The sequence below is a fragment of the Candidatus Filomicrobium marinum genome, from assembly GCF_000981545.1.
Taxonomy (GTDB): domain Bacteria; phylum Pseudomonadota; class Alphaproteobacteria; order Rhizobiales; family Hyphomicrobiaceae; genus Filomicrobium; species Filomicrobium insigne.
The window spans coordinates 2,263,028-2,288,482 of record NZ_LN829119.1; the positions used below are offsets into that span (position 1 = coordinate 2,263,028).

21 protein-coding genes and 1 tRNA gene are annotated in these 25,455 nt (G+C 58.6%); 10 read left to right on the forward strand and 12 right to left on the reverse strand.

Going from position 1 to position 25,455, the window contains the following annotated elements; genetic code table 11:
* Window positions 1-138: 138 nt before the first annotated feature.
* Window positions 139-1,638 carry a sigma-54-dependent transcriptional regulator gene (locus YBN1229_RS10645; RefSeq protein WP_046478291.1) on the reverse strand — a complete coding sequence of 500 codons (1,500 nt, stop codon included), beginning with the start codon at window positions 1,636-1,638 and terminating at the stop codon, window positions 139-141.
* A gap of 332 nt (window positions 1,639-1,970) precedes the next feature.
* Here YBN1229_RS10645 and YBN1229_RS10655 point away from each other — a divergent pair, with 332 nt between their 5' ends.
* The gene (locus YBN1229_RS10655) at window positions 1,971-3,803 is read left to right on the forward strand and encodes a M3 family oligoendopeptidase (RefSeq protein ID WP_244465065.1); all 1,833 of its coding nucleotides are present in this window, start codon (window positions 1,971-1,973) and stop codon (window positions 3,801-3,803) included.
* Window positions 3,804-4,009: 206 nt separating this feature from the next.
* Here YBN1229_RS10655 and YBN1229_RS10660 read toward each other — a convergent pair whose 3' ends face one another.
* Complete coding sequence (locus tag YBN1229_RS10660) at window positions 4,010-4,471, reverse strand: DUF411 domain-containing protein (RefSeq protein WP_046478292.1); 462 nt, start codon at window positions 4,469-4,471, stop codon at window positions 4,010-4,012.
* A gap of 181 nt (window positions 4,472-4,652) precedes the next feature.
* Between YBN1229_RS10660 and YBN1229_RS10665 the strand changes: the two genes are divergently transcribed.
* Window positions 4,653-6,059: an ABC1 kinase family protein gene (locus YBN1229_RS10665; RefSeq protein WP_046478293.1), complete on the forward strand. Its 1,407-nt coding sequence runs from the start codon at window positions 4,653-4,655 to the stop codon at window positions 6,057-6,059.
* 3 nt (window positions 6,060-6,062) lie between these two features.
* Here YBN1229_RS10665 and YBN1229_RS10670 read toward each other — a convergent pair whose 3' ends face one another.
* The 5 genes from YBN1229_RS10670 to YBN1229_RS10690 form a co-directional block, all read right to left on the reverse strand.
* Window positions 6,063-6,602, reverse strand: a complete 540-nt coding sequence (locus YBN1229_RS10670) for a hypothetical protein (RefSeq protein ID WP_046478294.1) — start codon at window positions 6,600-6,602, stop codon at window positions 6,063-6,065.
* Window positions 6,603-6,624: 22 nt separating this feature from the next.
* Complete coding sequence (gene aroC, locus YBN1229_RS10675; protein WP_046478295.1) at window positions 6,625-7,719, reverse strand: chorismate synthase; 1,095 nt, start codon at window positions 7,717-7,719, stop codon at window positions 6,625-6,627.
* Between the two features lie 555 nt (window positions 7,720-8,274).
* On the reverse strand, window positions 8,275-8,862 hold the full coding sequence (locus tag YBN1229_RS10680; RefSeq protein WP_046480276.1) for a histidine phosphatase family protein: 588 nt from the start codon (window positions 8,860-8,862) through the stop codon (window positions 8,275-8,277).
* A 143-nt stretch (window positions 8,863-9,005) separates the two neighbouring features.
* Complete coding sequence (fabI, locus tag YBN1229_RS10685) at window positions 9,006-9,851, reverse strand: enoyl-ACP reductase FabI (RefSeq protein ID WP_046478296.1); 846 nt, start codon at window positions 9,849-9,851, stop codon at window positions 9,006-9,008.
* Between the two features lie 163 nt (window positions 9,852-10,014).
* A complete protein-coding gene (locus YBN1229_RS10690; protein ID WP_244464900.1) occupies window positions 10,015-10,470 on the reverse strand; it encodes an RT0821/Lpp0805 family surface protein in 456 nt (151 codons plus the stop codon).
* A gap of 142 nt (window positions 10,471-10,612) precedes the next feature.
* Here YBN1229_RS10690 and pdxH point away from each other — a divergent pair, with 142 nt between their 5' ends.
* Both pdxH and YBN1229_RS10700 read left to right on the forward strand, forming a co-directional pair.
* Window positions 10,613-11,293: a pyridoxamine 5'-phosphate oxidase gene (pdxH, locus tag YBN1229_RS10695; protein ID WP_046478297.1), complete on the forward strand. Its 681-nt coding sequence runs from the start codon at window positions 10,613-10,615 to the stop codon at window positions 11,291-11,293.
* Between the two features lie 89 nt (window positions 11,294-11,382).
* Window positions 11,383-12,216 (forward strand): DUF1499 domain-containing protein, encoded by an 834-nt coding sequence (locus tag YBN1229_RS10700; protein WP_160298703.1) that lies wholly within the window; start codon window positions 11,383-11,385, stop codon window positions 12,214-12,216.
* Here the strand turns inward: YBN1229_RS10700 and YBN1229_RS10705 are convergent.
* Complete coding sequence (locus tag YBN1229_RS10705; RefSeq protein WP_046480279.1) at window positions 12,200-13,111, reverse strand: MBL fold metallo-hydrolase; 912 nt, start codon at window positions 13,109-13,111, stop codon at window positions 12,200-12,202. The two genes, YBN1229_RS10700 and YBN1229_RS10705, sit on opposite strands and share 17 nt — an antisense overlap.
* A gap of 360 nt (window positions 13,112-13,471) precedes the next feature.
* Between YBN1229_RS10705 and YBN1229_RS19150 the strand changes: the two genes are divergently transcribed.
* Together YBN1229_RS19150 and YBN1229_RS10715 are read left to right on the forward strand one after the other, a co-directional pair.
* Window positions 13,472-13,882 (forward strand): restriction endonuclease, encoded by a 411-nt coding sequence (locus YBN1229_RS19150; protein WP_348270701.1) that lies wholly within the window; start codon window positions 13,472-13,474, stop codon window positions 13,880-13,882.
* 234 nt (window positions 13,883-14,116) lie between these two features.
* Window positions 14,117-14,929, forward strand: a complete 813-nt coding sequence (locus tag YBN1229_RS10715) for a cyclase family protein (protein ID WP_046478299.1) — start codon at window positions 14,117-14,119, stop codon at window positions 14,927-14,929.
* A 101-nt stretch (window positions 14,930-15,030) separates the two neighbouring features.
* Here the strand turns inward: YBN1229_RS10715 and YBN1229_RS10720 are convergent, their stop codons facing one another.
* Window positions 15,031-16,011, reverse strand: coding sequence for a quinone oxidoreductase family protein (locus YBN1229_RS10720; protein ID WP_046478300.1), 981 nt, complete (start codon window positions 16,009-16,011; stop codon window positions 15,031-15,033).
* Between the two features lie 176 nt (window positions 16,012-16,187).
* On the opposite strand from YBN1229_RS10720, the gene YBN1229_RS10725 reads away from it, so the two are divergent.
* Together YBN1229_RS10725 and YBN1229_RS10730 are read left to right on the forward strand one after the other, a co-directional pair.
* Window positions 16,188-16,964 (forward strand): aminoglycoside adenylyltransferase domain-containing protein, encoded by a 777-nt coding sequence (locus YBN1229_RS10725; protein ID WP_046478301.1) that lies wholly within the window; start codon window positions 16,188-16,190, stop codon window positions 16,962-16,964.
* A gap of 597 nt (window positions 16,965-17,561) precedes the next feature.
* On the forward strand, window positions 17,562-17,786 hold the full coding sequence (locus YBN1229_RS10730) for a hypothetical protein (RefSeq protein WP_046480280.1): 225 nt from the start codon (window positions 17,562-17,564) through the stop codon (window positions 17,784-17,786).
* 390 nt (window positions 17,787-18,176) lie between these two features.
* Here YBN1229_RS10730 and YBN1229_RS10735 read toward each other — a convergent pair.
* The 3 genes from YBN1229_RS10735 to YBN1229_RS10745 form a co-directional block, all read right to left on the reverse strand.
* Window positions 18,177-18,253, reverse strand: a tRNA-Pro gene (locus tag YBN1229_RS10735).
* Between the two features lie 216 nt (window positions 18,254-18,469).
* Window positions 18,470-19,372, reverse strand: a complete 903-nt coding sequence (gene folD, locus YBN1229_RS10740; protein WP_046500801.1) for a bifunctional methylenetetrahydrofolate dehydrogenase/methenyltetrahydrofolate cyclohydrolase FolD — start codon at window positions 19,370-19,372, stop codon at window positions 18,470-18,472.
* Window positions 19,373-19,472: 100 nt separating this feature from the next.
* Window positions 19,473-21,149: a formate--tetrahydrofolate ligase gene (locus YBN1229_RS10745; protein WP_046478303.1), complete on the reverse strand. Its 1,677-nt coding sequence runs from the start codon at window positions 21,147-21,149 to the stop codon at window positions 19,473-19,475.
* A gap of 582 nt (window positions 21,150-21,731) precedes the next feature.
* Here YBN1229_RS10745 and YBN1229_RS10750 point away from each other — a divergent pair.
* Window positions 21,732-24,650 (forward strand): molybdopterin oxidoreductase family protein, encoded by a 2,919-nt coding sequence (locus YBN1229_RS10750; protein WP_082101099.1) that lies wholly within the window; start codon window positions 21,732-21,734, stop codon window positions 24,648-24,650.
* Window positions 24,647-25,396, forward strand: coding sequence for a 4Fe-4S dicluster domain-containing protein (locus YBN1229_RS10755; RefSeq protein WP_046479279.1), 750 nt, complete (start codon window positions 24,647-24,649; stop codon window positions 25,394-25,396). The genes YBN1229_RS10750 and YBN1229_RS10755 overlap by 4 nt, the downstream gene beginning before the upstream one ends.
* Window positions 25,397-25,455 lie beyond the last annotated feature (59 nt).

Sequence of the window (25,455 nt, forward strand, 5' to 3'; positions counted from 1 at the left end):
CGGATGGATTGTTCTGCGCTCAAATTTCGACACGGGACCGCGCATGCATGCCAAAAGGGCCCGGCAACCCACAGGTGGCCGAGCCCTTCTGGCAAACTCGAAAGAGGGCTTTCGAGAGTTCTGGGAGTTTGGAGTGCCCTAGTTGGCCCTGGGCTCCAGTCCGTATTCCTGCATTTTCCGGTAGAGCGTCGAGCGACCGATCTTCAACCGCTTAGCAACTTCCGTCATGTGACCGCGATAGCGTCCGAGTGCCAAGCGGATCATATCGGCTTCGATTTCATCAAGCGGCCGCACATTGCCGCCTGGGTCCATCGCCGGGATACCGAGCGCGCCTGGCTTTACTTCGATAGTCTGTGGGATCGTGTTCTCCGCTCCGAGCAACGCCGGGCCCGTATAAGTGGGCGTGGTTGAGATCGGTGCTGCCGGAGCTTCCGGCGGTTGAACCTTGAAACCTTCGACGTGGGCAGCAATCTGCGGGAACTCGCTGACCGTAAGTTCAGCGCCATCCGTCAACACGACAGCGCGGAACAGGGCGTTTTCGAGCTGGCGCACGTTGCCCGGCCAGGAATAGGATTTGAGCAGACGAAGCGCGTCTTCGCTGATCGAGGTGACCCGTTTACCCTCTTCAGCCGCGAACCGGGCCAGGAAGTGGTGGGCGAGTTCGGGGATGTCATCCGCACGTTCTCTCAGGGGCGGCACCCAGATTGGGAAGACGTTGAGCCGGTAATACAGGTCCTCGCGGAATTTACCTTCCTTGACGAGCTGGATCATGTCGCGATTGGTCGCCGAGATCAGGCGGAAGTCCACCTTGACTGGACGCTTGCTGCCGACCGGGTCAACTTCGCCCTCTTGCAGAGCGCGGAGGAGTTTGACCTGAGCTTCAAGTGGCAGCTCACCGACTTCATCCAGGAACAGCGTTCCGCCGTCGGCTTCTTGGAACTTACCGATGCGCTTATCGACGGCACCCGTGAACGAGCCCTTTTCGTGCCCGAACAGGACGGATTCTACGAGGTTCTCGGGAATTGCGCCGCAGTTGACCGTGATGAACGGCTTGCCTGCGCGATCGGATTCACCCTGCACGGCCCGTGCGATCAACTCTTTACCGACACCCGACTCCCCCTCGATGAGGACCGGAATGTTGGAAGCTGCGGCACGCTTACCGAGTGCGACTACGCGGTTCATGGCATCGCCACGCATGACCAGATCGGCGAAAGTCATAGTCCCCTCGACGGTCTTGCGCATCCGGGAGATTTCACCCGAAAGGGCTTCAATCTTGAGCGCGCTCTTGATGGAAACCTCAAGGCGTTCCGGGCTTGCCGGCTTGATCACGAAATCGACGGCGCCGGCGCGCATGGCGTTGATGGCTGCATCGATAGAACCATGAGCCGTTTGAACGATCACCGGCGGCATGCCTGGCTTTTCGCGCATCCGGTCAAGAACGGCCATGCCGTCTACTTCCGGCATCACCAGATCGAGCAGAACGAGCCCAATGGCGTTCGTTTCACGGTCATCAAGAAGGGATAGGGCTTGTTCGCCGGATGCGGCGGTCTTCGTCTCATAACCGAGGCGTTTAATGACTTCCTCAAGGAGACGGCGCTGTACTGGGTCGTCATCGACAACAAGGACGCGTTTTGCCATGGGGGCACTCGTACTCAAACTCGACTAAAACGATGCTGCAGAGCGCGATACACATCGGCGCCATGGACAGGCGCTCCGAGTACCAACGCAGCAAGCAGCTACTCGACTTGCGGGATGAGAATTGCCCGATAAGGGTAAAGAAGCCGTTTCCGAATTTGCCGTCTTGGTGCTTTTTTCTCGAAAGTGGCACAAGGGCATGCCCCTTATGTTGTCCCGCCGTGAAACGTCGACCTTGAAGTTCGACACCATGATCGGCACATTAACACCGATTTCCCTGCCATTTGCCGGAGCACGATATGACGTTGACGCCGCGTGCGAAATTCGCCGACTTGATGACTGTAACGATGTCTCCGCCTGAGGCCGCGTCCGCGGCGACGGCCCAGCTTGGCGATCTGCCGAACTGGAGACTTGATGATCTTTATACGGCTCCAACTGCGCCAGAGGTTCAGCGCGACCTGGAAGCAGCAGCTGCGGCCGCGGCACGCATCAAAGAGACGTGCCAAGGCAAGCTTGCGACCATGGCTGCCGACCGCGCTATTCTAGCGAAGGCGGTAAAGTCCTATGAAGATTTGGCGGATGTTTTGGGACGCCTGGGCTCCTATGCCGGTCTGCTTTACGCCGCCGACCAGTCCGACCCGACAATTGCGAAGTTCTACGGTGATGTTTCAGAGAAGCTGACCGCGATTTGGACGGATCTCATTTTCTTTGAGCTGGAACTCAACCAGATCGATGACGCTGTTCTTGATAAGGCCCTGACACACCCGGACCTGGCGCACTACAAACCGTGGTTCGAGGATCTGCGCAAAGAGAAGCCATATCAGCTCTCCGAAGACATCGAGCGTTTGTTCACCGAAAAGGGCCAGACTGGACGGAGCGCTTGGACGCGTCACTTCAATGAAACGATGTCCGCCCTCCGCTTCGACGTCGAAGGCGAAGACGAGCCTCTAGCATTGGAACCGACGCTCAATCTGATGTCGGATTCAGATCGGGCGCGCCGGCAAGCTGGCTCGGAAGCGCTGGCGAAAGTCTTCAAGGACAATGTGCGTGTCTTCACGCTGATCACGAATACTCTCGCCAAGGACAAGGAAATCTCGGATCGTTGGCGCGGTTTCAAGGACGTTGCGGACAGCCGCCATCTGTCCAACCGCGTTGAAGCCCCTGTGGTCGACGCCCTCGTACAGTCCGTGCGCGAGGCCTACCCCAGACTGTCCCACCGCTATTACGCGATGAAAGCGAAGTGGCTCGGTCTCGACAAGTTGGCCCACTGGGATCGCAACGCACCGCTTCCGGACCGTCCTGAGCGTGTGATTTCATGGCCGGAGGCACGTGAGATGGTGCTCTCTGCCTATGGCGGGTTCGCGCCCGAGATGGCTGAGATCGCCGACCGCTTCTTCGAGAATAATTGGATCGATGCGCCGGTCCGGCCCGGCAAGGCTCCTGGGGCATTTTCTGCGGCCACGGTTCCCTCAGCCCACCCGTACGTGCTGATGAACTATCTCGGCAAGCCGCGTTGCGTCATGACGTTGGCGCATGAGCTAGGCCACGGTGTTCACCAGTGGCTCGCGCGCGATCAGGGTCCCTTGCTCGCACCGACACCGTTGACGCTTGCAGAAACCGCATCGGTCTTCGGCGAGATGCTCACATTCCGTAAACTGCTGGCCGACACGACCGACCCGAAAGAGCGCAAAGCGATGATGGCCGGCAAAGTCGAGGACATGTTGAATACGGTCGTCCGTCAGATCGCGTTCTACACATTCGAGCGTAAGGTGCATGAAGCACGACGCAGCGGTGAGCTGACCTCGGATCAGATCAACGCCATTTGGATGGAAGTTCAGGCCGAAAGCCTGGGGCCTGCGATCGAATTCAAGGATGGATATGAGGTCTTCTGGACCTACGTGCCACACTTCATCCATTCGCCGTTCTACGTTTACGCATATGCGTTCGGCGACTGCCTCGTGAATTCGCTCTACGGTCTGTATCAAGAAGCGCATCCGGGCTTCGTCGAAAAGTATTTCGACATGCTGAAAGCCGGTGGCTCGAAGCATCACTCAGAGATGCTCGCACCCTTCGGCCTAGATGCCCGCGATCCGCAATTCTGGAAGAAGGGCCTCAAGGTCATCGAAGGCATGATCGACGAACTCGAGGCGATGGATCGCGCGGCTTAGAAGTATACGAGGACGGCGGGAGCCTATGAGCCTATGCCTCCGCCGTCACTCTCGATCAGATGCGGCCCGGTGTGGCCTGGGACGTCGGGTTGCGGGGGTAACGCGCTCGCACCCCCACACATCGGTCATCCCGCGACTTGTTCGCGGGAGCTTCGGCGATCTCGCTCAGCGTTACCCTCGACGAAGGCACAATGAACCGCTGAGAACTACTGGTTCTGCTTCGACCAGACTTCGCTCGTGCCGTCACGCTTGATGAGAAGCACCTCGTACGGCTCGCGCGTGTCGCCCGCTTCCATTCCGGGTGATCCGATCGGCATCCCCGGAACCGCAAGCCCAACGGCATCTGGCTTTTCCGCAAGCAACCGCTTCACATCGGCGGCCGGTACGTGACCTTCGATGGAATAGCCGCCGATCTTGGCCGTGTGGCAGGAGGCGTGCTGCGGTCCGATGCCAGCGGATTGCTTGATCCGCGCCAGTTCACCTGCGGCAACGTCCTGCGCCTCAGCTGTAAAGCCGTGTTGGGTCATATGCTTGATCCAGGCTGAACAGCAGCTGCATGTGGCGGACTTGAAGACCTGCAATGGCGGGGCTTGAGTTTCGGCGGCAAGAGCAACGCCGCCCCAAACCAGGCCCATGATGGCGACTAAGACGGGGGCTCGGAAGAACATAGGTGTAATCCGTTTCTATCGCTTCGCACGTTGAATAAAAGGCGGCCTCTTGTATTGGGTCTGCGATAGCATGAAATGCCGGTGAAGCCGATCTCACGTTGGCATAACATCATGTTGAAGCGCGCGACGGGCGTGGCGATATCCGTTGAGAGAAGTCCTGAAGTCAAAACCGGAAAGCTACATGAGCAACGAAGAAAATCGCTTTTCAGCGCGCGCTGCGCGATATGCCCGTGTTGGCTCCAACGTCGGCTCCGTGGCCGCGCGGTTTGCGGGGCAACGCTTTCTTGGTCTTGAGTTTGACCGATCAAAGGCAGCGCAGGATCTTGCCGCGGCACTCGGAGGACTTAAGGGACCGATTATGAAAGTGGCCCAGCTGCTTTCAACCATTCCAGAGGCTCTCCCAAAGGAATATGCCAGAGAGCTGGCGCAGCTTCAAAGCCAGGCACCGCCGATGGGCCCCGGATTCGTGCGTCGGCGCATGGTCGCGGAGCTTGGGCCGGAATGGCGTGACCGGTTCAAGGACTTCTCGACGGAAGCAGCAGCTTCGGCCTCGCTAGGGCAAGTCCATCGCGCTGTCGCAGCCGATGGCCGCGATCTGGCGGTCAAGCTGCAGTATCCCGATATGCAATCGGCCGTGGAGGCGGATCTCAATCAGCTCTGGGTCATCTTCCAGCTTCACGCCCGGATGGATCCAGGCATCGATACGAAAGAAATCTATCAGGAGATCTCACTGCGCCTGCGCGAGGAACTCGATTACGAACTCGAAGCTTGCCACATCGCGCTCTACGATTTGATCTTCCGAGACGACGCGGCGATCCGGGTGCCCGAGGTCGTGCCGGAGCTGTCGACCAAACGGCTGCTATCCATGACGTGGCTGGAAGGGCGCCCACTGCTGGAGTTCAAGGAGCACGCACTCGAAGACCGCAATACGATTGCGCGCGCGATGTTCCGAGCATGGTGGTACCCCTTCAGTCATTTCGGGGCCATTCATGGCGATCCGCATCTGGGCAACTACACGATCTTCCCATCCTCCGAGGCTGACGCGAAACCCGGCGGCGTGAACCTCCTGGATTACGGATGCATCCGGACCTTTCCGATCTCGTTCATCAGCGGCGTCATCGATCTTTATACGGGATTGCAACGCAACGACCGCGACCTCATCGTCCATGCCTACGAGAGGTGGGGCTTTCGGGGCCTCAACGACGAACTAATCGAGGCGCTGACGATCTGGGCGCGGTTCATCTACGGCCCCTTACTCGATGATCGCGAGCGCACCATCGCCGAGGATACCGCTCCGGGCGAGTATGGCCGCAAGGAAGCCTTCACTGTGAGCAAGATGCTGAAGGAAAAGGGGCCAGTGACCGTCCCGCGCGAGTTCGTCTTCATGGATCGCGCTGCGATTGGCCTAGGTGGCGTATTCCTGCATCTTGGCGCCAAGCTCAACTGGTACGAGCTGTTTAATGAAACCATTCAAGACTTCGACCCTGCAGTCGTCGAGGCGCGTCAGGCAGAAGCGTTCAAAACTGCAGGTGTACCTCTGCCCGCGAAGACCCGGGTACAGAATGAGAGCACACCGGTTCCCAAGTGAAGCTCACCAGCCGCGATAGTGCTGCCAGATGCTTTGCAGAGTGCGGTGCACCGTCTCGGGGGACTGCTTGAATGAGTCCAACTCGACGTGGAGCGTGTTGTCATCAGGAGTTATAACCCAGGGAAGGCGCATCAGCCGGCGGTAAAGTGGCATGCGGCGCCAATCGACGAGCAGTGCTCTTGAGACCGGTTGGCTAAGCTGGACTTGCAACTCGTGGAGGATGATACTCCTCACGGAAGTGGGAACGAGCTCGATACGCCGGATGGATCGCCAGTCGATAAGGCCGAAACCCTCTATGAAGATGCCGTATTCATTGGCCCCCAGCCGGGCGCGGCGTGCTTCCAGAAACGGATAGAAATAATAAGCCGTGGCGAGAGCGCCGAGGCCAAGGGCAATCAAAATTTCGCTGCCCAGCAAAATAGCGGCGGCGCACACGCCCACGCCGATCGCTGCCATTGCATAAACGCGGGTACCCGCTTTCGCGCTATCGTAGCGGACGATGTAACCTTCGGCGTGTTCAATATCTCGCGCGGGAATGCCCATTCTGCCCTCAAGTACTGTTTGGCTAGCCGCCCGGTCCGCATTGTCCCCTATGACGCAGCAAATGGTCGGCAAGTACGATTGCCATCATGGCTTCCCCGATTGGCACGGCCCGAATTCCAACACACGGGTCGTGCCGGCCTTTTGTGACGATTTCCGTCTCGTTGCCGTCGGCATCAATCGTCAAGCGCGGCTTGAGAATTGACGACGTCGGTTTTACCGCGAACCGGCAGACGATGGGCTGCCCCGTTGAAATACCGCCCAGAATGCCGCCTGCATGGTTTGATAGGAACACTGGTTGCCCATCCCTGTCGAGACGGATTTCATCAGCGTTCTCTTCTCCCGTAAGCGTCGCCGCCATCATGCCGTCACCGATTTCGACGGCCTTAACGGCGTTGATGCTCATCATCGCTGACGCGAGATCTTGATCGAGTTTTCCGTAGAGCGGGGCGCCGAGGCCCGCCGGCACACCCTCCGCGATCACCTCGACGACTGCGCCGATGGAGGAACCATCCTTGCGGATGCCGTCGAGATAGGTCGACCAGAAGTCGACCACGCTCGGATCGGGGCAGAAGAAGGGGTTGTCATCGACGGTCCCCCAGTCAATCCGGTCACGATTGATCTTGTGTGGGCCGATCTGGACCAATCCGCCTTTGAATGTCACGCCGTCGAGGATCTTGCGCGCGACGGCACCCCCCGCGACCCGCACAGCCGTTTCGCGCGCAGACGAACGGCCGCCGCCGCGATAATCGCGAATTCCGTACTTCTGCTGGTATGTGAAGTCGGCATGTCCCGGGCGGAATGTGCGGGCAATCTCACCATAGTCTTTCGACCGCTGATCGACGTTTCGGATCATCAGGGAAATAGGTGTTCCGGTCGTGACCTGTCGACCGGATTGATCCTGAAAAACACCCGAAAGGATTTCGACTGTATCCGGCTCTTTACGTTGCGTCGTAAAGCGCGATTGCCCCGGTTTACGTTTGTCGAGGTAGGTCTGAATTTCCGAGGCCTCAAGGGGAATTCCTGGTGGACAGCCATCAACGACGCCGCCGATCGCCGGACCGTGGCTTTCGCCCCAGGTCGTAAGGCGGAAAAGATGACCGAATGAGTTGTGTGACATGGGCCTCGTACGGCAAAAGGGACGACGAGAATGATACATCCTCGGTGTCGGTTGCCCGCTGATTCTATAGCGGAGTGTGTTGCAAAAGACATTTACGGGGCCGGCAAGCGCGTCGCAACCCACCCGTAGCGGGCATTCTGGATGACAATGCCCCGCAACGCAGCTTATGACTCAGATTCAGTAACAGCGTGATTCCCGTCGACACAGCCCACCCAAGGCGTGTCTTCGGCAAACTCCGGGTTTTCAACCTCAATGACCGAGCCGAAGATTCCACAGGGAACCGGCTGGCATTTACATGCTTAGGATGAGGAACGCTAAGCCGGAACACGCAGCCGCGTAGGTAAAGAGTCCGTCGCGCCTTCGTTTGTTCAACCAAGCTGAACGACATACAACGAAGGGAGCGTCGTGATTACCATGCAAAAGGAGTTTCTCTTGTGGGTCTGAGCAACCCGTAGGAGCGATTCTTTAACCAGCGTTGGAAAGAGCTGAGGCGGCCGCTGCTTCAGCTCTTTCTGCTTTTATGAGACGGTAGAGGTGTGGGAGCGCGCATGGCCGCTAGAGCCACTGCATTTCACCGTTGCGGATAATCAGGACCTGATCTTGAGGCACGGGCACACGTAAGACACCGCCCATGTCCGCACCGAGTAGATACCCCCGGAGCGATCGGCTGACGCCGCCATGCGCCGCGATAACTGTATCCCGCTTAACGGTCTCCAGCCATTCCGCCACACGCTCCATGAGGTCTGAATAGCTCTCGCCCCCGTCGGGACGCCATTTGAAGGGATCGGCCCGCCGGTCCGCCACGCCCACCGGATCGAGCTCAGGAAGCTCGGTGAGCAGCTTACCTTCCCAATGTCCATAGTGAACTTCGCGCAATCTGTCTTCGAGACGGAAGTCGTCTTCTGGAAGCTCCAGCGCACGGCGCACGATACGCATGGTCTCATACGCGCGGTCGAGCGGGCTGGCGACGAAGTCCGCGTCGGCGATCTGGGGCAGAAATTGCCGAAGTGCTTCGCCGTTGCGCTTGGCCTGCGCGCGCCCTCGCGCGTTTAGGGGAATATTGGCCTGGCCTTGATAGCGCGACTCTGCATTCCAATCCGTTTCACCGTGTCGGATGCAGTATATTGTGACATCTTCAAGCATGGTCCCCATCGTAATGCTTCGTGCCCGCCACCTCAGGCATATGGTAGCTCACAACACGCGCGCAATGCATCGATAGGCTGATGCCGTAGACCCTGAATGATCCGAAAAGCGGGATAAAGGCGGCCGCGGAAGGCCGCAACCAGCTAATCCCCTTTAGCCACTGTAATATCGGGCGCGTCCTCGTTCTTCATGCCTTGCACGTGATAGCCGGAGTCGACGTGATGGACCTCACCGGTTACGCCACGTGAGAGATCCGACAAAAGATAGAGCCCCGCAGAGCCCACTTCTTCAATCGTTACAGTCCGGCGTAGCGGCGAATTATACTCGTTCCACTTCAAGATATACCGGAAGTCCGAGATTCCCGATGCCGCTAGCGTTTTGATCGGCCCGGCAGAAATAGCGTTGACGCGGATTCCCGTACGCCCGAGGTCGGCGGCGAGATAGCGGACGGACGCTTCTAGGGCGGCCTTGGCAACGCCCATCACGTTGTAATGGGGCATGACCTTTTCAGCGCCATAGTAGGTAAGCGTGAGGATTGATCCCCCTGACGGCATTAACTTTTCAGCGCGCTGGGCCAATGCCGTGAGCGAAAAGCACGACACCAGCATCGTTTGTGAGAAGTTTTTTTCCGTGGTGTCGACATAACGGCCGTCGAGCTCGGATTTGTCGGAAAACGCGATGGCGTGGACCAGGAAGTCAAGGCCACCCCAGGCATTGCCTAGAGATTCAAATACGGCATCCATCGAAGCCGCATTGGTGACATCGCACGGGAGCACGAGGTTGGAGCCAAGCTCAGCAGCCAACGGCTCAACGCGTTTTTTAAGCGCGTCGCCTTGATAAGTCAGAGCGACTTCAGCGCCCTGCGCCACACATGCTTTGGCGATACCCCAGGCGATTGAACGATTGTTGGCAACCCCCATGATAAGGCCGCGCTTGCCAGTCATCAGAGTGCCAGTGGCGGCGCCCGTGCCCGGCGCAGGTTCGGTCATAAGCCCTAAGCCCTTTTTAAGTTTCTATGATGTTTCGCGCGCATCCTACACAAAAGGGCCCCGTGGTCCAGATGGCCATGTGATAGGAAGTCGGCGGCTAAGTGACACGAAGGGGCGCCCGCGGGGTGGCGAGCGCCGAAATATCAAAAAAGCCAATGATTTCTTAGCCGTCGAGCTGCCAGATGCCATCCTCCGTCCGACACGCGACAGTTTCCGTGCGTTTTGTATAGGTGCCCGAGGCGAGCATGACGACGAAATGACGGCATATTTTGCCATTCGCGTCCTTGAATGACTGGGTCGGCTGCACGACACCGGAGAGTTTACCATGACCACGATGCCAGACATAGCTAGCCCCGTCACTGATTTCAGTCAGGGCATACTGCACACTTTCGAGCGCCGCGCGCTGATCAGAGACATCGAATACGGTAACTGCGGGAGCGGAAAGCCCAGCAAACTTTGGACGCAGCGTTTGCCCACCGTTTTGCGTATCTTTGCACTCGGTGTTTGCAGATGATGTTTGCGCATCCGCAGCAGTTGCTGAAGCCGCGCCCATAATAGAGGCAGCGGCAATGACCACAAATATGGCCAGCAATGAAGGCAAGCAATTACAATGACGCATGACGCTCACATCAAGCAGAACGCAAAGACAAGACAATCGGCCCACAAACTTAAGCCGCGAGATTCCAAGTGTGCACGTTACGCGTTAAGAGCAACTAAACGGTCGCGTCATTCGTGCGATTCGGGAAATTGAGGCGTTAACCATGATCGGTGGCGAAGTGAAATCGAAAGAGGACGGCAATTTCAAGACGGAGCCGGGGCAAGCGGCCAGTGAAGACTTTCTCGGAGCGGATGATCCTTTTGCTTTGTTCTCCGCGTGGCTGACGGAAGCGGAAGCGAGCGAGCCAGCCGATCCCAATGCAATGGCGCTGGCGACGGTCGATCAGCGCGGCATGCCGAATGTGCGCATGGTGCTGCTTAAGGGTCTCGATGACGAGGTCGGTCCAGACCAAGGTTTTGTTTTCTACACCAACCTCACCAGTGCAAAGTCCCAAGAGCTCAAGGCACACCCGCAGGCCGCGCTTTTGTTTCACTGGAAATCTCTGCAGCGCCAAATCCGCGTGCGCGGTATTCTTTCAACCGTCACGCCCGATGAGGCCGACGCCTATTTTGCAATGCGCCCGCGGGGGAGTCAGATCGGGGCATGGTCGTCTGATCAATCGCGCAGGCTACCCTCGCGCGAGGTTCTCGAAAGTCGCGTTGCGGAACAGGAAGCCCGGTTTTCCGGCTCCGACGTTGCGCGTCCTCCCCATTGGTCGGGCTTCCGCCTGGTCCCCCTGGAGATAGAGTTCTGGCACGAGCGGCCTTACCGTCTCCACGATCGTCTGGTGTTTCGTCGAGCCACAGCCGATGTGGAATGGCACAAGCAGTGCCTCTTCCCATAGAGCGGCGCGCAGGCTCAGTCGTCATGAGCTAATTTTGCACGGTGACGATGTGCGTCACGCGACCACTTCGCAAGGGGAATGACCTCACGATGCCGCTTACTGAGGATGCGAGTGAGACCACACCAGTGTCAGCACGCTGGACAACGCGCATCGCGCTCTTCAGCGCGGCGCTTGTTTTGTCTGCCTTGTTCCTTCACAGGCTGTTTTCTATTCCGACACCCGTGGCGCTCAATCTCGTCAAGCTTTCAATTCTCGGCGGGTTTATCTCGCTCGCGTTGGCTTTCATCGCCAGCGTTCGAATATGGCGGGTCGGCGCTGCCGGGGGCGCGCGGGTCTTTGTGGGGGTTCTGATTGCACTGGCCGTCATTGGCTGGCCGCTGCCGCAGTTGGCGACGATCAGAGACAAGCCCGAAATCAATGATTTGACGACGGATACGAAGTCACCACCCCCCTTCAAGAAGTTGGCTGCCGCCCGCGCGCGTGATGCAAACAACCCTAAGTATCCAGGGGCGGCATTTGCGGAAGCGCAGATGCGGGCTTATCCGGACCTGCGCCCACTGCAGATCAATCGCTCCGTAGCGGAGGCCTACGAAATTTCCGCTGACGCCCTGCGCCGTCAGCGTTTGTCCCTCGTTAATGAAGAACCGCCTGGCGAGGATTTTCCGGCTACCGGATTGATTGAAGCCTATGACCGCACACCTATCTGGGGGTTTTACGATGACGTCGCGATCCGCGTGACCGGCAACAGCCAGACTGCGCAAATCGATGTGCGGTCGGCCTCGCGCTACGGCGCCCATGATCTCGGACGCAATACGGAACGCATCCGGCGAATACTGAAGGAGATCGTTGTTCGGCTGGAAGCGACAGTACCGACTGCGGAGGGCGACACGCCACGCCGCAGCAGCGCTAGGCGCGAGCGCTGAGCGGCGTATCGAAATCGAGCGGCGTTTGCTTTTCGATTTCACCTTTGTCCATCAGATGCTCGACATGCGCCTGGACGGACAGCGAGGCTGCGGTAATCAGCTTGTCCGAAAGGTCGGGATAGATAAGCCGGACGATATCGCGAATGCTGCCAACTCCACCGCGCACGGCGCGGAGCACGGCTTGCTCGCGCCATTGCCGGTGCAGCAGATAGGCTTTCACGGCGCGTTGCGGCGTTTCGATTTGGCCGCCGTGACCCGGCAGATAAATCTCGCCCTGCCGTTCAAGCAGACGTTCCAGAGACGCCAAGTATGACGCCATATGGCCTTCGGGTGGTGCGATAACCGTCGTGTTCCAGCCCATGACGTGGTCACCGGAAAAGATTACGCCTTGGTCGCGGAGCTCAAAACAGAGATGGTCCGGTGCATGGCCGGGCGTGTAGAGCCCCAGCAAAGCCCAATCGGGTCCCGAGATCACATCGCCATCTTGCACCACCACATCCGGCGCAAAGTCCTGGTCGATGAATTCAGTGCCCGAAGGGCTTGTGCCTTTCATCTGCGTCGCAAACTGCCGGCGGCCATAGCCATAGCTCCTCGCGCCCGTCGCCTCCTGCAATGCGGCAAGACCATCTACGTGGTCGCGATGGGTATGGGTAATGAGAACGTGCGTGATCGGCCGTCCCTTAGCCGCCGCAAGAATGGCGTCGCGATGGGCTGGGTCGTCCGGGCCCGGGTCGATGACGGCAAGAGTCTCGGTCCCCACTAGGTAGGTATTCGTCCCCTTGAACGTGAATGGGCCTGGGTTGTTCGCAACGATCCGCTGCACGCCCGGTGCCATTGGCGCCGGCTCGCCGTACGAAAACGTCATGTCTGTATTGAATGTCAGTTTGGCGCTCATGATCGGAAAAGCTAAGAGTGAGCGGTTACCCGCTGGTTCTGTTTCGGCGATTGAAGGCCGCGCAATGGTGCGCTGCGATCTAACGCGCTCTAACATAGCATAAATGGGCGAAGCCGACGGATCTGTTGGACGATTGACCTAAGGGAACTTAGCTGATGACAAAGGAAGACTAGCCAGTGTCGACTTCCGCCCGGGTGGACATTAAAGTCGCGGTTACTTTGACAGTGAAAGTCTAGCCAATAGGAAAAGTCCATCGCACCACCGCACCGTCCGACCAAGCGCGATAAAGCATGGGAAAACTACGAGGAAGTTGCGGTATACGTTCTGCAGCTGATCGGCAAACATTTTGGGCTCGCGGAAATCGAAGGCAAACAGAGGGCTTCTGGCCGCAAGAGCGGAACAGACTGGGAAATCGATGCGAAGGGCATCCGCGAAGGCAATCGCGCAATCGTCCTCGTGGAGTGCCGCCGATACAAGCGCCGTCTCAACCAAGAGGCATTAGCCGCAGTCGCCTACAGGATTGACGACATCGGCACAGACGGTGGCATTACGGTCAGCCCATTCCCATTGCAGCAGGGTGCCGCCAAGGTGGCGGCTGCTAGCCGCATCGAGCACGTTCAGCTTCGACCTGACAGCACACGTGAGCAATGGATCGCGCAGATCGGGGAGTTCGTACACGTTGGGCTAGCGGCTGCCACTCGCGCCACCGTTTCGCTAGAGATCGAAGTCCGCGATCGTCACGGAAACATGATCGAACGGCGGAGATCCTAACTCCTAACTCTTAACGTTAGGGTTCTGCATCTCAGCACAGCTATCGTCCCAGCCCTACGGCGTAATCACCATAGAACCGGATACCCCTTACGTCTCGGGCGCCCTGTAGGCCTCAGCAACTTGATCGCGTGGGCAGCGCGCGCAAACGGGGTAAGCTAGCTTAAAACAGTCGGTATAGGCTCCGGTGCTAGCGTTCATCTACGCTCCTCACCGCAATCATTCCGGGAGGCGGCAATGACCATATTCCTCCGTTTGTACTCCACCTTCGCGTTCATAGTGCTGATAGTCACGTCGTCCTCACTCAGTTCAGCTCCAGCGGCGCAGGCCCTTGATGTCACCAAGGCGACGATCGTCGACCTCACCCATCCTATCGACGCCAATACAATCTATTGGCCGACGGAGACGAAAACCTTTCAACTCGACGAAGTACACAAAGGCGTCACCGAGCGGGGCTTCTTTTATGCGTCCTACAGATTTTGCTCACCCGAGCACGGGGGCACGCACGTCGACGCACCCTTTCACTTTGCCGAACGTGGCCAGACGACCGCTGTAATTCCCATCGATCGCTTAAGCGGGCCAGCGGTCGTTATCGACGTGTCGACAAAGGCCGCAGAGGATACGGACTACACGTTAAGCGCACAGGATGTGAGCGACTGGGAACATGCCCACGGCAAGATTCCAGACGGCGCTATCGTTCTATTGCGGACGGGCTGGAGCAGCCGCTGGCCCAACAAACGCGCATATCTCGGCGACGACACGCCGGGCGATGCCAGCAACCTGCACTTTCCCTCCTATGGGCCTGAGGCGGCGCGCCTCCTTGTCGACCGCGGCGTCGCGGTCTTGGGCGTCGACACCGCCAGCATTGACAACGGGCCTTCGAAGGACTTCCTCGTCCACCGCATCGCAGGCGCCGCCAATGTGGTCGGCTTGGAAAATGTGACAAATCTCGACCAACTGCCCGCCACCGGAGCGTGGGCCATCGTGCTGCCGATGAAGATCGCGAAGGGGTCCGGCGCACCCGCGCGGGCAATCGCGTTCGTGCCATAGCGGACGCATCAACGCTCACCCGCCGTGTCGGAGCCCCCTTTGGCCGGGAGCGGGGAAAGTTCGAACCCCGCCCATGAGGCGTACGTTGATACGAACGTTGCCTACGGCGTGATCACGATAGCGCCGGTTACGCTGCGTGCCTCGGCGGCTCTATGGGCGTCGGCGACCTGCTCAAGTGGAAAGCGCGCACCGATGTCGACGGTGACATGTCCTTTGCCGATGGCATCGAACAGATCGGCCGCGTTAGCGCGGAACGTCTCCGGATCGGCATTGTGCGGGAAGACGGACGGGCGCGTCAGGAAGAGGCAGCCTTTCTTGTTCAGCAATTCGGGATCGATGGCAGGTGCGCGTCCCGAGGCGGCACCGTAAATGACGACGAGACCGAAAGGCGCAGCGCAGTCCAGGGACTTGAGAAGCGTGTCTTTGCCAACGGCATCATAGACAACGCGGGCCTTGCGGCCGCCTGCTGCTTTCACAAATGCCTCTGGCCAATTCTCATCATTCGTGTCGATGACCGCGACGGCTCCGGCCGCCAGCGCCTGATCGCGCTTGTGGGGAGAGCTCGTCGTTCCGATCACGGTCGCACCAAGCGCGGTAGCCCAGCGGGTCAGGATCTGCCCAACGCCGCCAGCAGCGCTATGAACAAGCAGCAGGTCGCCCGGCTGGACAGCATGCGTTTTGCGGACGAGATACTGCGCAGTCATTCCCTTGAACAACAGCGAAGCGGCAGCTTCATCGCTCACGTTGTCCGGCAAGACGACGAGTTTTGCTGCGGGGACATTGCGCAGTTCGGAGTAGGCGCCCACGCCCGCGTTCATGTACGCAACCCGGTCGCCGACTTTGATCCCGATCACGCTGTCCCCGACCGCCTCAACGCGCCCGGCCGCCTCAAAGCCGAGACCGCTCGGCAAGTCGAGCGGATAGCTGCCGCTACGCTGGTAGGTGTCGATGAAATTGAAGCCGATCGCGGAGTGTCGGACTGTCACCTCTCCCGCGGCAGGCGGTGGCACGTCTACGGATACAAGCGATAGAACCTCTGGCCCACCGTGGGCCTCGACAACGATTCTGCGGGCGGTTGGCATGCAGCAATCTCCTGGTCTCATCCGGAACTGGAACCAAACGGATCGTCGTATAGCGCGAGGAAAAAAGCGCAAGTCCTGAAACCAGGAGTGGCGACGCTGCGATCTTCTTGAGGGCGGCTATGCGGGACAAAGCCACCTTTTGGGTGCTAAGCGCCTCACGAGAAGCGAGGCGACCAATGCAGACGAGACCAGAACAAGCCGAGCAGACACAAAGAGCGGTAGCGGCTTTGCGCGCCATCCTTGGGGAGACGTTGCTTGCTGTTTATCTGCATGGGTCGGCGGGTTTAAACCGGCTTCAGCGGCAGAGCGACATTGACCTTCTGGCGGTCGTGGAGCGCGACCTGACCGACGATCAGCGTGATGAACTGTTGACGGCGCTGCTGCGACTATCCGGCCGCCATCCCGCAACGCCGGGAGGCCCGCGCTGCCTTGAGGTCATGGTATTCCGCCTATCCGACTTTACTGAAGTGGCCTTCCCGGCGCGGGCAGAATTCATCTATGGCGAATGGTTGCGGGACGCTTTCGAGGCTGGTGATAGACCGATGCTCGCACATGATCCCGAACATACGCTGGTTCTCGCGCAAGCCCGTCAGGCGGCTCTGCCCCTGTTCGGCCCGCGCGCACCCGAGCTGCTGCCTGTAATCCCCCCAGAGCAGGTCCGGCAGGCCATGCGGGATGCACTCCCGGCGCTGCTGGACAGTTTTGAAGGAGACGAGCGGAACGTCCTTTTGACACTTGCGAGGATGTGGCGAACCGCCAGCACGGGTGAGTTCGTCACGAAAGATGCAGCCGCTGAATGGGCCATCCCACAAATCCGGAATCAGGATGCCGCGATACTCGAGCATGTGCGCAGGGCGTATCTGGGCAAAACCGTCGATGAACGGGGAATTCGGAGCGGCGATGCGCGGCGGCTGGCGGAGCGTCTGCGCGAGTACGTCGTAGAGCTTTTGTGACCGTTATAGCTCAAAAGCCGAAGCACCAATTTAATGAAGTCGTGCCCCGCGCAGCGGGTGCAGGCAATGCCCTCTAACGGCGAGCAAACCGAGCCAGGGCGGTACCCGGCCCTCACGGGACAACTTATGACGCGAAGGGGCTGCCCTGACTATCCGAAAGATAAATAATGGTCGGAGCGGGGAGATGCGAACTCCCAATCCCTTGCTCCCGAAGCAAGCGCCCTACCAAGTAGCGCGAAAGCAACGTCGTTGAGGCTGCAACAATCAGGGGTGGTAAGGGTGCGACTTCAAGCAAGCAATCTTTTGGGATTGGGCTGTGCACCAGTAACCGAGGCAAGGCAAAGCTCGTAGCGGATCAGTCGACACAGCAAATGTTGTTAAATAGACTTTGTAGAAAGAATAAGTATCTTTAAAATATTTAATCGAAAATATTTGCAAGTATATTTGTGTCAGTGCTGACAAATTTAGTATTTAAGCTTTTATTTCTGCGATCGGCATTGTTTTGTCGAATGTATTATCCATATGTATGTTTGGAAGTTCGAATTCATCGAGTTTCAAAATCTAGATTTTCAATATTGTATAATTTGGAGATACATCATGACTGACAACGCACAAGCCCAGAAAAACACCCAGACCAACACAGCTTCACCGAGCGGTATGAGGGGCGAGATTGAGCAGAAGTGGGGCAAGTTCTCACATCAGGAAATCAGAGCCCTAAAAGACAATGCGGATTTGGTTAGCCAGGTTCAGTCAAAATACTCGCTAGATCACGAGGAAGCCAAACGTGAGGTTGATGCCTTTGCGAACGGGCGCCAGCTCTAACCAGCTCTAAAAAGTCCTTACCTAACTGACATGTCCGCCGCTCCGGGAGACTTTCGGGGCGGCGAACCGGTGATACGGCATAAATCACAGCTGTCTCGTGTTTGCAGGGCGCGCCAGTTACGCCGAGCACATAGCTCGGCGAGCAGAAAGATGAACCACTATGGCTTTGATACTCTCAAGTTTTATGCCTGAAGCTGAGGCTCGACGCCTGCTCATGTCATTCCACGCCACACTAATGGTGGGCGCATTTATCTTTATCCTCTGCGTCACCTTCTTGAGGTGACTCTGAGGCTGGTCCATAGAGCGCTCGGCTACGAATACGCGCATCGGTCTGGCGGGGCTGTATGTGATGATGTGGACGGAGTGCGTGGCAAATCACAACCGAAATAATGGTCGGAGCGGGGAGATTCGAACTCCCGACCCCTTGCTCCCGAAGCAAGTGCGCTACCAGGCTGCGCTACGCTCCGCCCGACCGAGGATATGTGATTGCTGCCGCCGAACGTCGGCAAAGGAACTTTGCGCGGAGGTCGGTCGCCAAGCGAAGCGACCTTATAGCTCCAGGGGCGGGACCTCGCAAGCCGCTTTGCCAAGACCCGCCAGCCGTTTGTACATGTACTTACGACAATCCGGCGGGGAGCCCGCCGGCCGTCAAGTCAAGAAACAGGTGCCGACGCCCTTATGTATTATGCTCCGTGAGCCTCGTGAATGTTTGTTGAGGCCCGGTAAGAAGCCGCCATTAATGAACGTTCTGCCGAGCTGATTGTGTTGACCAGAAGCATCGTGACCGTCATCGGCCCCACGCCACCTGGTACCGGCGTGATGTAGGAAGCCCGCTTCCGCACGCCTTCGTAGTCGCAATCGCCGACGAGACGGCCATTTGGCAGACGATTAATCCCCACGTCGATGACAACAGCGTCCTTCTTGACCATCTGTTCAAGGATCAGATTCGGGCAACCGGCCGCGACGACCAGAATATCCGCAAGGATCGTGAACTGTGCCAAGTCGCGGGTGCGCGCGTGGCAAACCGAAACCGTGGCCTCATTCTGCATAAGCATGAGCGCCATCGGCTTGCCGACAATGTTGCTGGCGCCAACTACAACCGCGTTACGTCCGGCAACCTCGATGCCTTCGTGCTGGAGGAGACGCATCCCGCCAAAGGGTGTGCAAGGCTGGAAGAACGTATTGCCGACGACACGGCCGCCGACATTATAAATATGGACGCCGTCAACGTCCTTTTGTGCACTGATAGCACCCAGAACGCGTTCGATGTCGAACTGCTTGGGCAGCGGCAGCTGAACGAGGATCCCGTGAACAGTTGGATCGATGCTGAGCTGTTCAATGAGATCCAGCACTTCCTCTTGGGAAGCCGTATCGGGAAACAGATACTTGGTCGAATTAATGCCGACCTCTTCGCAAGCACGGATTTTATTGGAGACGTAGACCTTTGAGGCTGGGTTTTCGCCAACCATGATCACTGCCAGTCCAGGAGTAACGCCGTAACGCTCCTTGATGACGTCGACTCGCGTGCGGCACTCTTCGCGTACTGAGGCGGCGACTGCCTTTCCGTCGATAATTTTTGCTGTCATCTCCGAACCTCTTTTCGGCATTCGTCGCCGAACGCCACCGGAAATAAATAAGTGTAAGATGCCGGGGAGAGGCGCTGCTGCGCCCCTCCCCGGCTTTGGGTTAGCTCAGGTTCTCGATATGGCCCTGATCATTGAGGCGGATGGCTTCCGCTGAGGGCACGCTCGGCAGGCCGGGCATGCGCATGATGTCACCCGCGACCGCGACGATGAATTCCGCACCCGCCGCCAGGATCACTTCACGCACGGGCACTTCGTGGCCCGTTGGCGCACCGCGCAGGTTGGGATCGGTCGAGAACGAGTACTGGGTCTTGGCCACGCAGATCGGCAGATGGCCGTAACCGGCGTCCTGCAGATCCTTGAACTGCGCCTTGACCGACGCCGAGGCGGTAATGCCCGAAGCCCGGTAAATTTCCGTGGCGATGGTGTTCATCTTGTCCCACAGCGGCATGTCGTCGGGGTACAGCGGCTTGAAGTCCGCCTGGCCCGAATCCGCCAGCTCCGCGACGTAGCGGGCCAGGTCCTCGATACCGGCGCCGCCGTTTGCCCAGTGCGAGCACAGGAACGCCTTGGCGCCGACCGATTCAGCCGCTTCCCGGACCGCATCGATTTCCGCATCCGTGTCCGTGATGAACTGGTTGATGGCAACCACCGGCGGCAGGCCGAACTTGCGCATGTTTTCGATGTGACGCTTGAGGTTCTCGCAACCCTTCGCGACCGCCGCGACGTTCTCGCCCTTGAGATCGTTCTTGGCGACGCCGCCATGCATCTTCATGGCGCGCACCGTCGTCACGATGACGGCGGCATCCGGCTTCAGACCGGCCATGCGGCACTTGATGTCGAGGAACTTCTCAGCGCCGAGGTCCGCGCCGAAGCCGGCTTCGGTCACGACATAGTCGGCGAGCTTCAAGGCCGTCTTGGTGGCCAGCACCGAGTTGCAGCCGTGCGCGATGTTGGCGAACGGACCGCCGTGGATGAACACGGGGTTGTTCTCTAAGGTCTGCACCAGGTTCGGCATCAGCGCGTCCTTGAGCAGCACGGTCATAGCGCCGTCCGCCTTCAGATCCCGCGCCAGCACCGCCTTCTTGTCGCGCGTATAGCCGACGACGATGTTGCCGAGGCGGCGCTGCAGATCTTTGAGGTCGCTGGCAAGGCACAGGATCGCCATCACTTCCGAGGCCACCGTGATGTCGAAGCCGTCCTGACGCGGGAAGCCGTTGGAAACGCCACCGAGCGAGTTGACGATCGAGCGCAGCGCCCGGTCGTTCATGTCGATGACGCGGCGCCAGGTGATGCGGCGCTCGTCAAGGCCGAGCTTGTTGCCCCAGTAGATGTGGTTGTCGATCATCGCGGCGAGCAGGTTGTTCGCCGACGTGATGGCGTGGAAGTCGCCGGTGAAGTGCAGGTTGATGTCTTCCATCGGCACGACCTGGGCATAACCGCCGCCGGCCGCGCCACCCTTCACGCCGAAGCAGGGCCCGAGTGAGGGTTCGCGCAGGCAGCTCATCGCCTTCTTGCCGATGCGGTTCAGACCATCGCCCAGACCGACCGTCGTCGTCGTCTTGCCTTCGCCAGCCGGCGTTGGCGAAATCGCAGTCACCAGAATGAGTTTGCCATCGGGGCGATCTTTGACGCTGTTGATGAACTCGGCCGAGATCTTCGCCTTGTAAGGTCCGTAGTTGAGCAGCGCGTCACCCGGCACCGCGATCTTCTCGCCCACCTGAGAGATCGGCTTCATCTTGGCTTCGCGTGCGATCTCAATGTCTGACTTGACGGTCATGCGTTGTCTTCCTCCGCCGCCTAGCGGCTTTTTTTGTTAAAGGGTCCCTACCCCGGTTTTTTGATCTCGATCCTGGCGCGAGGGGATCCGTATCCACACGACTAAAGTCATGGAATTTAACGGCGCTCGCTCTGATCACCCTCAAGAGGCCGTGATCGGGCAGACGCCGACGTTTATTTGGCCTCACGATGCAGTCGATAGCACAGAGAGAAACGTTGGCGGGATTGTTTGATTGGATAGGTTTGTAGACGAAATCAATATGTTTGATTTTGCTGCGTCGAAACAATTGTCGTTTCAGCGATTCTTGAGTGTCACTGCGACAAATTTCATGTCGGCCTGCCGACACTTGGGCTCGCAAGCTGTAAACTTGATCAATCTATCGATAGACCAAAATGACTTTACATTGCGCCTCGCTCACCTCCACGGTTTAAGGTGTCGACGGGTGCTGCTATAGTGTATTCAGGTGCTGGTAATGCTCAGCTCACGGCTAAGCGGAGCGAGCGGCAGCCTGCGGTGCCCCGTTGCAGCGGGCGATACAAAACGACAAATCTGAGCCTGTGGCCGGACCTTAATCCTGGGTCAATGGTCCAACACGGCGCAAAGGGTGGAGCAAAGATCGTGGGTTCGAATGGATCTAACGGGAACGGAGTCAAGATTGACCTGTCGGCAAATCCGGCTGACGAGATCAAGACCACGACCTGTTACATGTGCGCGTGTCGGTGCGGAATTAAGGTTTACCTGAAGGACGGCAAGGTCCGGTATATCGAGGGCAACCGCGACCATCCCGTGAACAAAGGCATTTTGTGCGGCAAAGGGTCTGCCGGCATTATGCAGCATTATTCACCTGCGCGCCTGCAGGCGCCACTGCTGCGGGTTGGTCCGCGCGGCTCAGGTGAATTCAAGGAAATCAGCTGGGAAGAAGCGCTGGGTCTGGCAACGCGCTGGCTCGGTGACGTTCGTCATAAGGACCCCAAAAAGCTCGCGTTCTTCACCGGTCGCGACCAGTCGCAGGCCCTGACAGGGTGGTTCGCACAGCAATTCGGAACACCCAATTTCGCGGCGCACGGCGGCTTTTGCTCCGTTAACATGGCTGCAGCAGGTCTCTACACGTTCGGCGGATCGTTTTGGGAGTTCGGCGATCCCGACTGGGACCTCACGAAGTATTTTGTTCTCTTCGGCGTTGCCGAAGACCACGCCTCCAATCCGATCAAGGCGGGGCTTGGAAAGCTCAAGGGGCGCGGCGCCAAGGTCGTATCGGTCAACCCGATTCGCACTGGCTACCAGGCAATCGCGGATGAATGGATCGGCGTGAAGCCCGGCACCGACGGCATGTTTGTCGGTGGCTTGATCCACGAACTTCTGCGCACCGAAAAGATCGATGTCGGCTACCTCGTGCGCTACACTAATGCACCCTGGCTGGTCATCAATTCGCCTGGCGACGCTGACGATGGTTTGTTTGCGCGCGACGAAGCTGGAAAGCCGCTGTGCTTCGACAAGAAAACAAACCAGTTGGCGGATGCCACTCAGGCCGACGTTGTTCCGGCTTTGGCAGGCGAGTTCACTCTGCCTGACGGTCGCAAGGCACGTCCGTCATTCCAACCCATCGCAGAGCGCTTCCTGTCTCCGTCCTATTCTCCGGAAGCAGCCGAAAAAGCCTGCGGCGTACCGGCGGATACGATTCGTCGAATCGCCGCGGAGATCGCCGAAGTGGCATTCGAGCAGGAAATCACGCTCGACGTTGCTTGGACCGATTGGGCTGGGCGTCGCCACGACAAGATGATCGGGCGGCCAGTCTCGATGCATGCGATGCGCGGAATTTCGGCGCACTCCAACGGCTTCCAGACCTGCAGAATGATCCACATGCTGCAGATCCTTATCGGCTCTATCGACTGCCCAGGTGGCTTCCGTTACAAGCCCCCATATCCGCGTCCGACCCCGCCGCACAACAAGCCGGCAGGCAAGCACGGAACCGTTAAGCCGAACACGCCGCTTAATGGTGCGCCGCTTGGCTTCGTGACAGGCCCAGAAGACCTGTTGCTTAGCCCGGAAAATGGTCCGGAACGCATCGATAAAGCCTATTCGTGGGACGCGCCGATTGCGGCTCACGGCCTCATGCACATGGTCATCACCAACGCCGCGATGGGCGATCCATACCCGGTCGACGTGCTGTTCATGTACATGGCCAACATGAGCTGGAACTCAACGATGAACGTTCCAGGCGTGTTGAAGCATTTGACGGCGAAAGACGAGAATACCGGCGAATATAAGATCCCGAAGATCATCTATTCCGACGCCTACTACTCGGAGATGGTGCCCTACGCCGATCTTATTCTGCCGGATACAACTTATCTCGAGCGCTGGGACTGCATCTCGATTCTGGACCGTCCGGTTTCCGATCCTGATGGACCTGCCGACTCAATTCGTCAGCCGGTTGTCGAGCCGGACCGCGATGTCCGTCCGTTCCAGACCGTTTTGATCGATCTTGGTGCACGCTTGCGGTTGCCGGGCTTCGTCAACGATGATGGTTCGCCGAAGTATCCTGGCGGATACTCTGATTATATCGTCAACCACGAGCGCGGCCCGGGCGTCGGCCCGTTGGCAGGCTTCCGTGGCAACAATGGCGATCAGTACGGCAAGGGGGCACCGAACCCCAACCAGCTCGATGAGTACATCAAGAACGGCTGCTTCTACATGCACCACTTGAAGCCCGAGCAGCGCTACTTCAAGCACGCTAACAAGGACTACCTGGAGTGGGCGAAGGAAGTTGGCTTCATCGGCTCGGCTGATCCGATCATCTTCCAGCTGTACGTCGAGCCTTTGCAGAAGTTCCGCTTGGCCGCGCGTGGTCACGGCGAAATCCAGCCACCGGATTCTCACCGGAAGAGGATCGAGGCGTTCTTTGATCCGATTCCTTTCTGGTACGCGCCCTTCGAAGGAGCGGTTCTCGATACCGATGAGTTCCCGATGTACGCGGTCACGCAACGGCCGATGCATATGTATCACTCGTGGGGATCGCAGAACGCGTGGCTTCGGCAGATCACGGCGCAGAACCGTCTCTATATGCATCGGGGCCGCGCAGAAGCCCTGGGCGTTAAGGACGATGACTGGGTCTGGATTCACGGCGCTATGGGCCGTGTGAAAGCTCAGGTCCGACTAATGGATGGTGTCAATCCCGACACTGTCTGGACCTGGAATGCCATCGGCAAGCGTTCCGGCGCGTGGGGCCTGGATAACGATGCACCTGAAGCTACCCACGGCTTCCTGTTGAACCACCTGATCTCGGAATTGTTGCCCGAGCGAGCTGGTGGCTACCGCTTCTCCAACTCGGACCCGATCACTGGGCAGGCCGCCTGGTACGATCTCAGGATCAGGATCGAGCGCGCGCTAGAAAGAGAAGAACAACAAACCAGCCCGCGTTTCGAGCCGCTCAAGAGCCCTCTGAAGCGCGAGGTCGCTGAGGTTTCTACATTCGGAGTTGAGTTCAGGGGGAACAACTCATGACCATGCTACCCGAGACCACCGAGCGGAAGCTTGGTCTCGTCATCGACCTTGATACGTGCGTTGGCTGTCAGGCCTGCGCCACGAGCTGCAAGGAATGGAATACAGGCGGCTACTCGGCCCCGTTGTCCGATCAGGACCCTTACGGTGCCGATCCCCATGGCGCTTGGCTCAATCGTATCCATGCCTATGAGGTCGACGACGGTGCTGAAGGCCGGACGGTACACTTTCCGCGCTCGTGCCTGCATTGTGAAACGCCGGCATGCGTCACGGTCTGCCCAACCGGCGCGTCTTATAAGCGTGACGAGGACGGCATCGTCCTCGTCAATCCGGACACATGCATCGGCTGTAAGCTGTGCTCGTGGGCTTGCCCGTACGGCGCACGTGAATACGACTATGCCCACGGCGTCATGAAGAAATGCACGCTATGCGTTGACCGTATTTATAACGAACACTTGGCCGAAGAGGATCGGATCCCGGCATGCGTCCGCGCCTGCCCAACCGGGGCGCGCCACTTTGGTGATCTCGGCGATCCCAACAGTGATGTGTCGCAACTCGTTGCCGAACGCGGTGGTTACGATCTCCTGCCAGAGATGAACTACAAGCCGGTCAACAAGTATCTCCCGCCTCGGCCGAAGCGGAACTCGGCCACTTCCACACAGTCTTATACGGCACCACCGCCTGCAAAGACTGACGGCAGTGTGACCGAACGCCTCTTCGCCTGGGCAGATCAGATGCTGTCACGGTAATCACCGTCTGCGGTAGGCCGCAGGCAAATGGATAAGCCAAGCACTGGGCGGGAACCGCG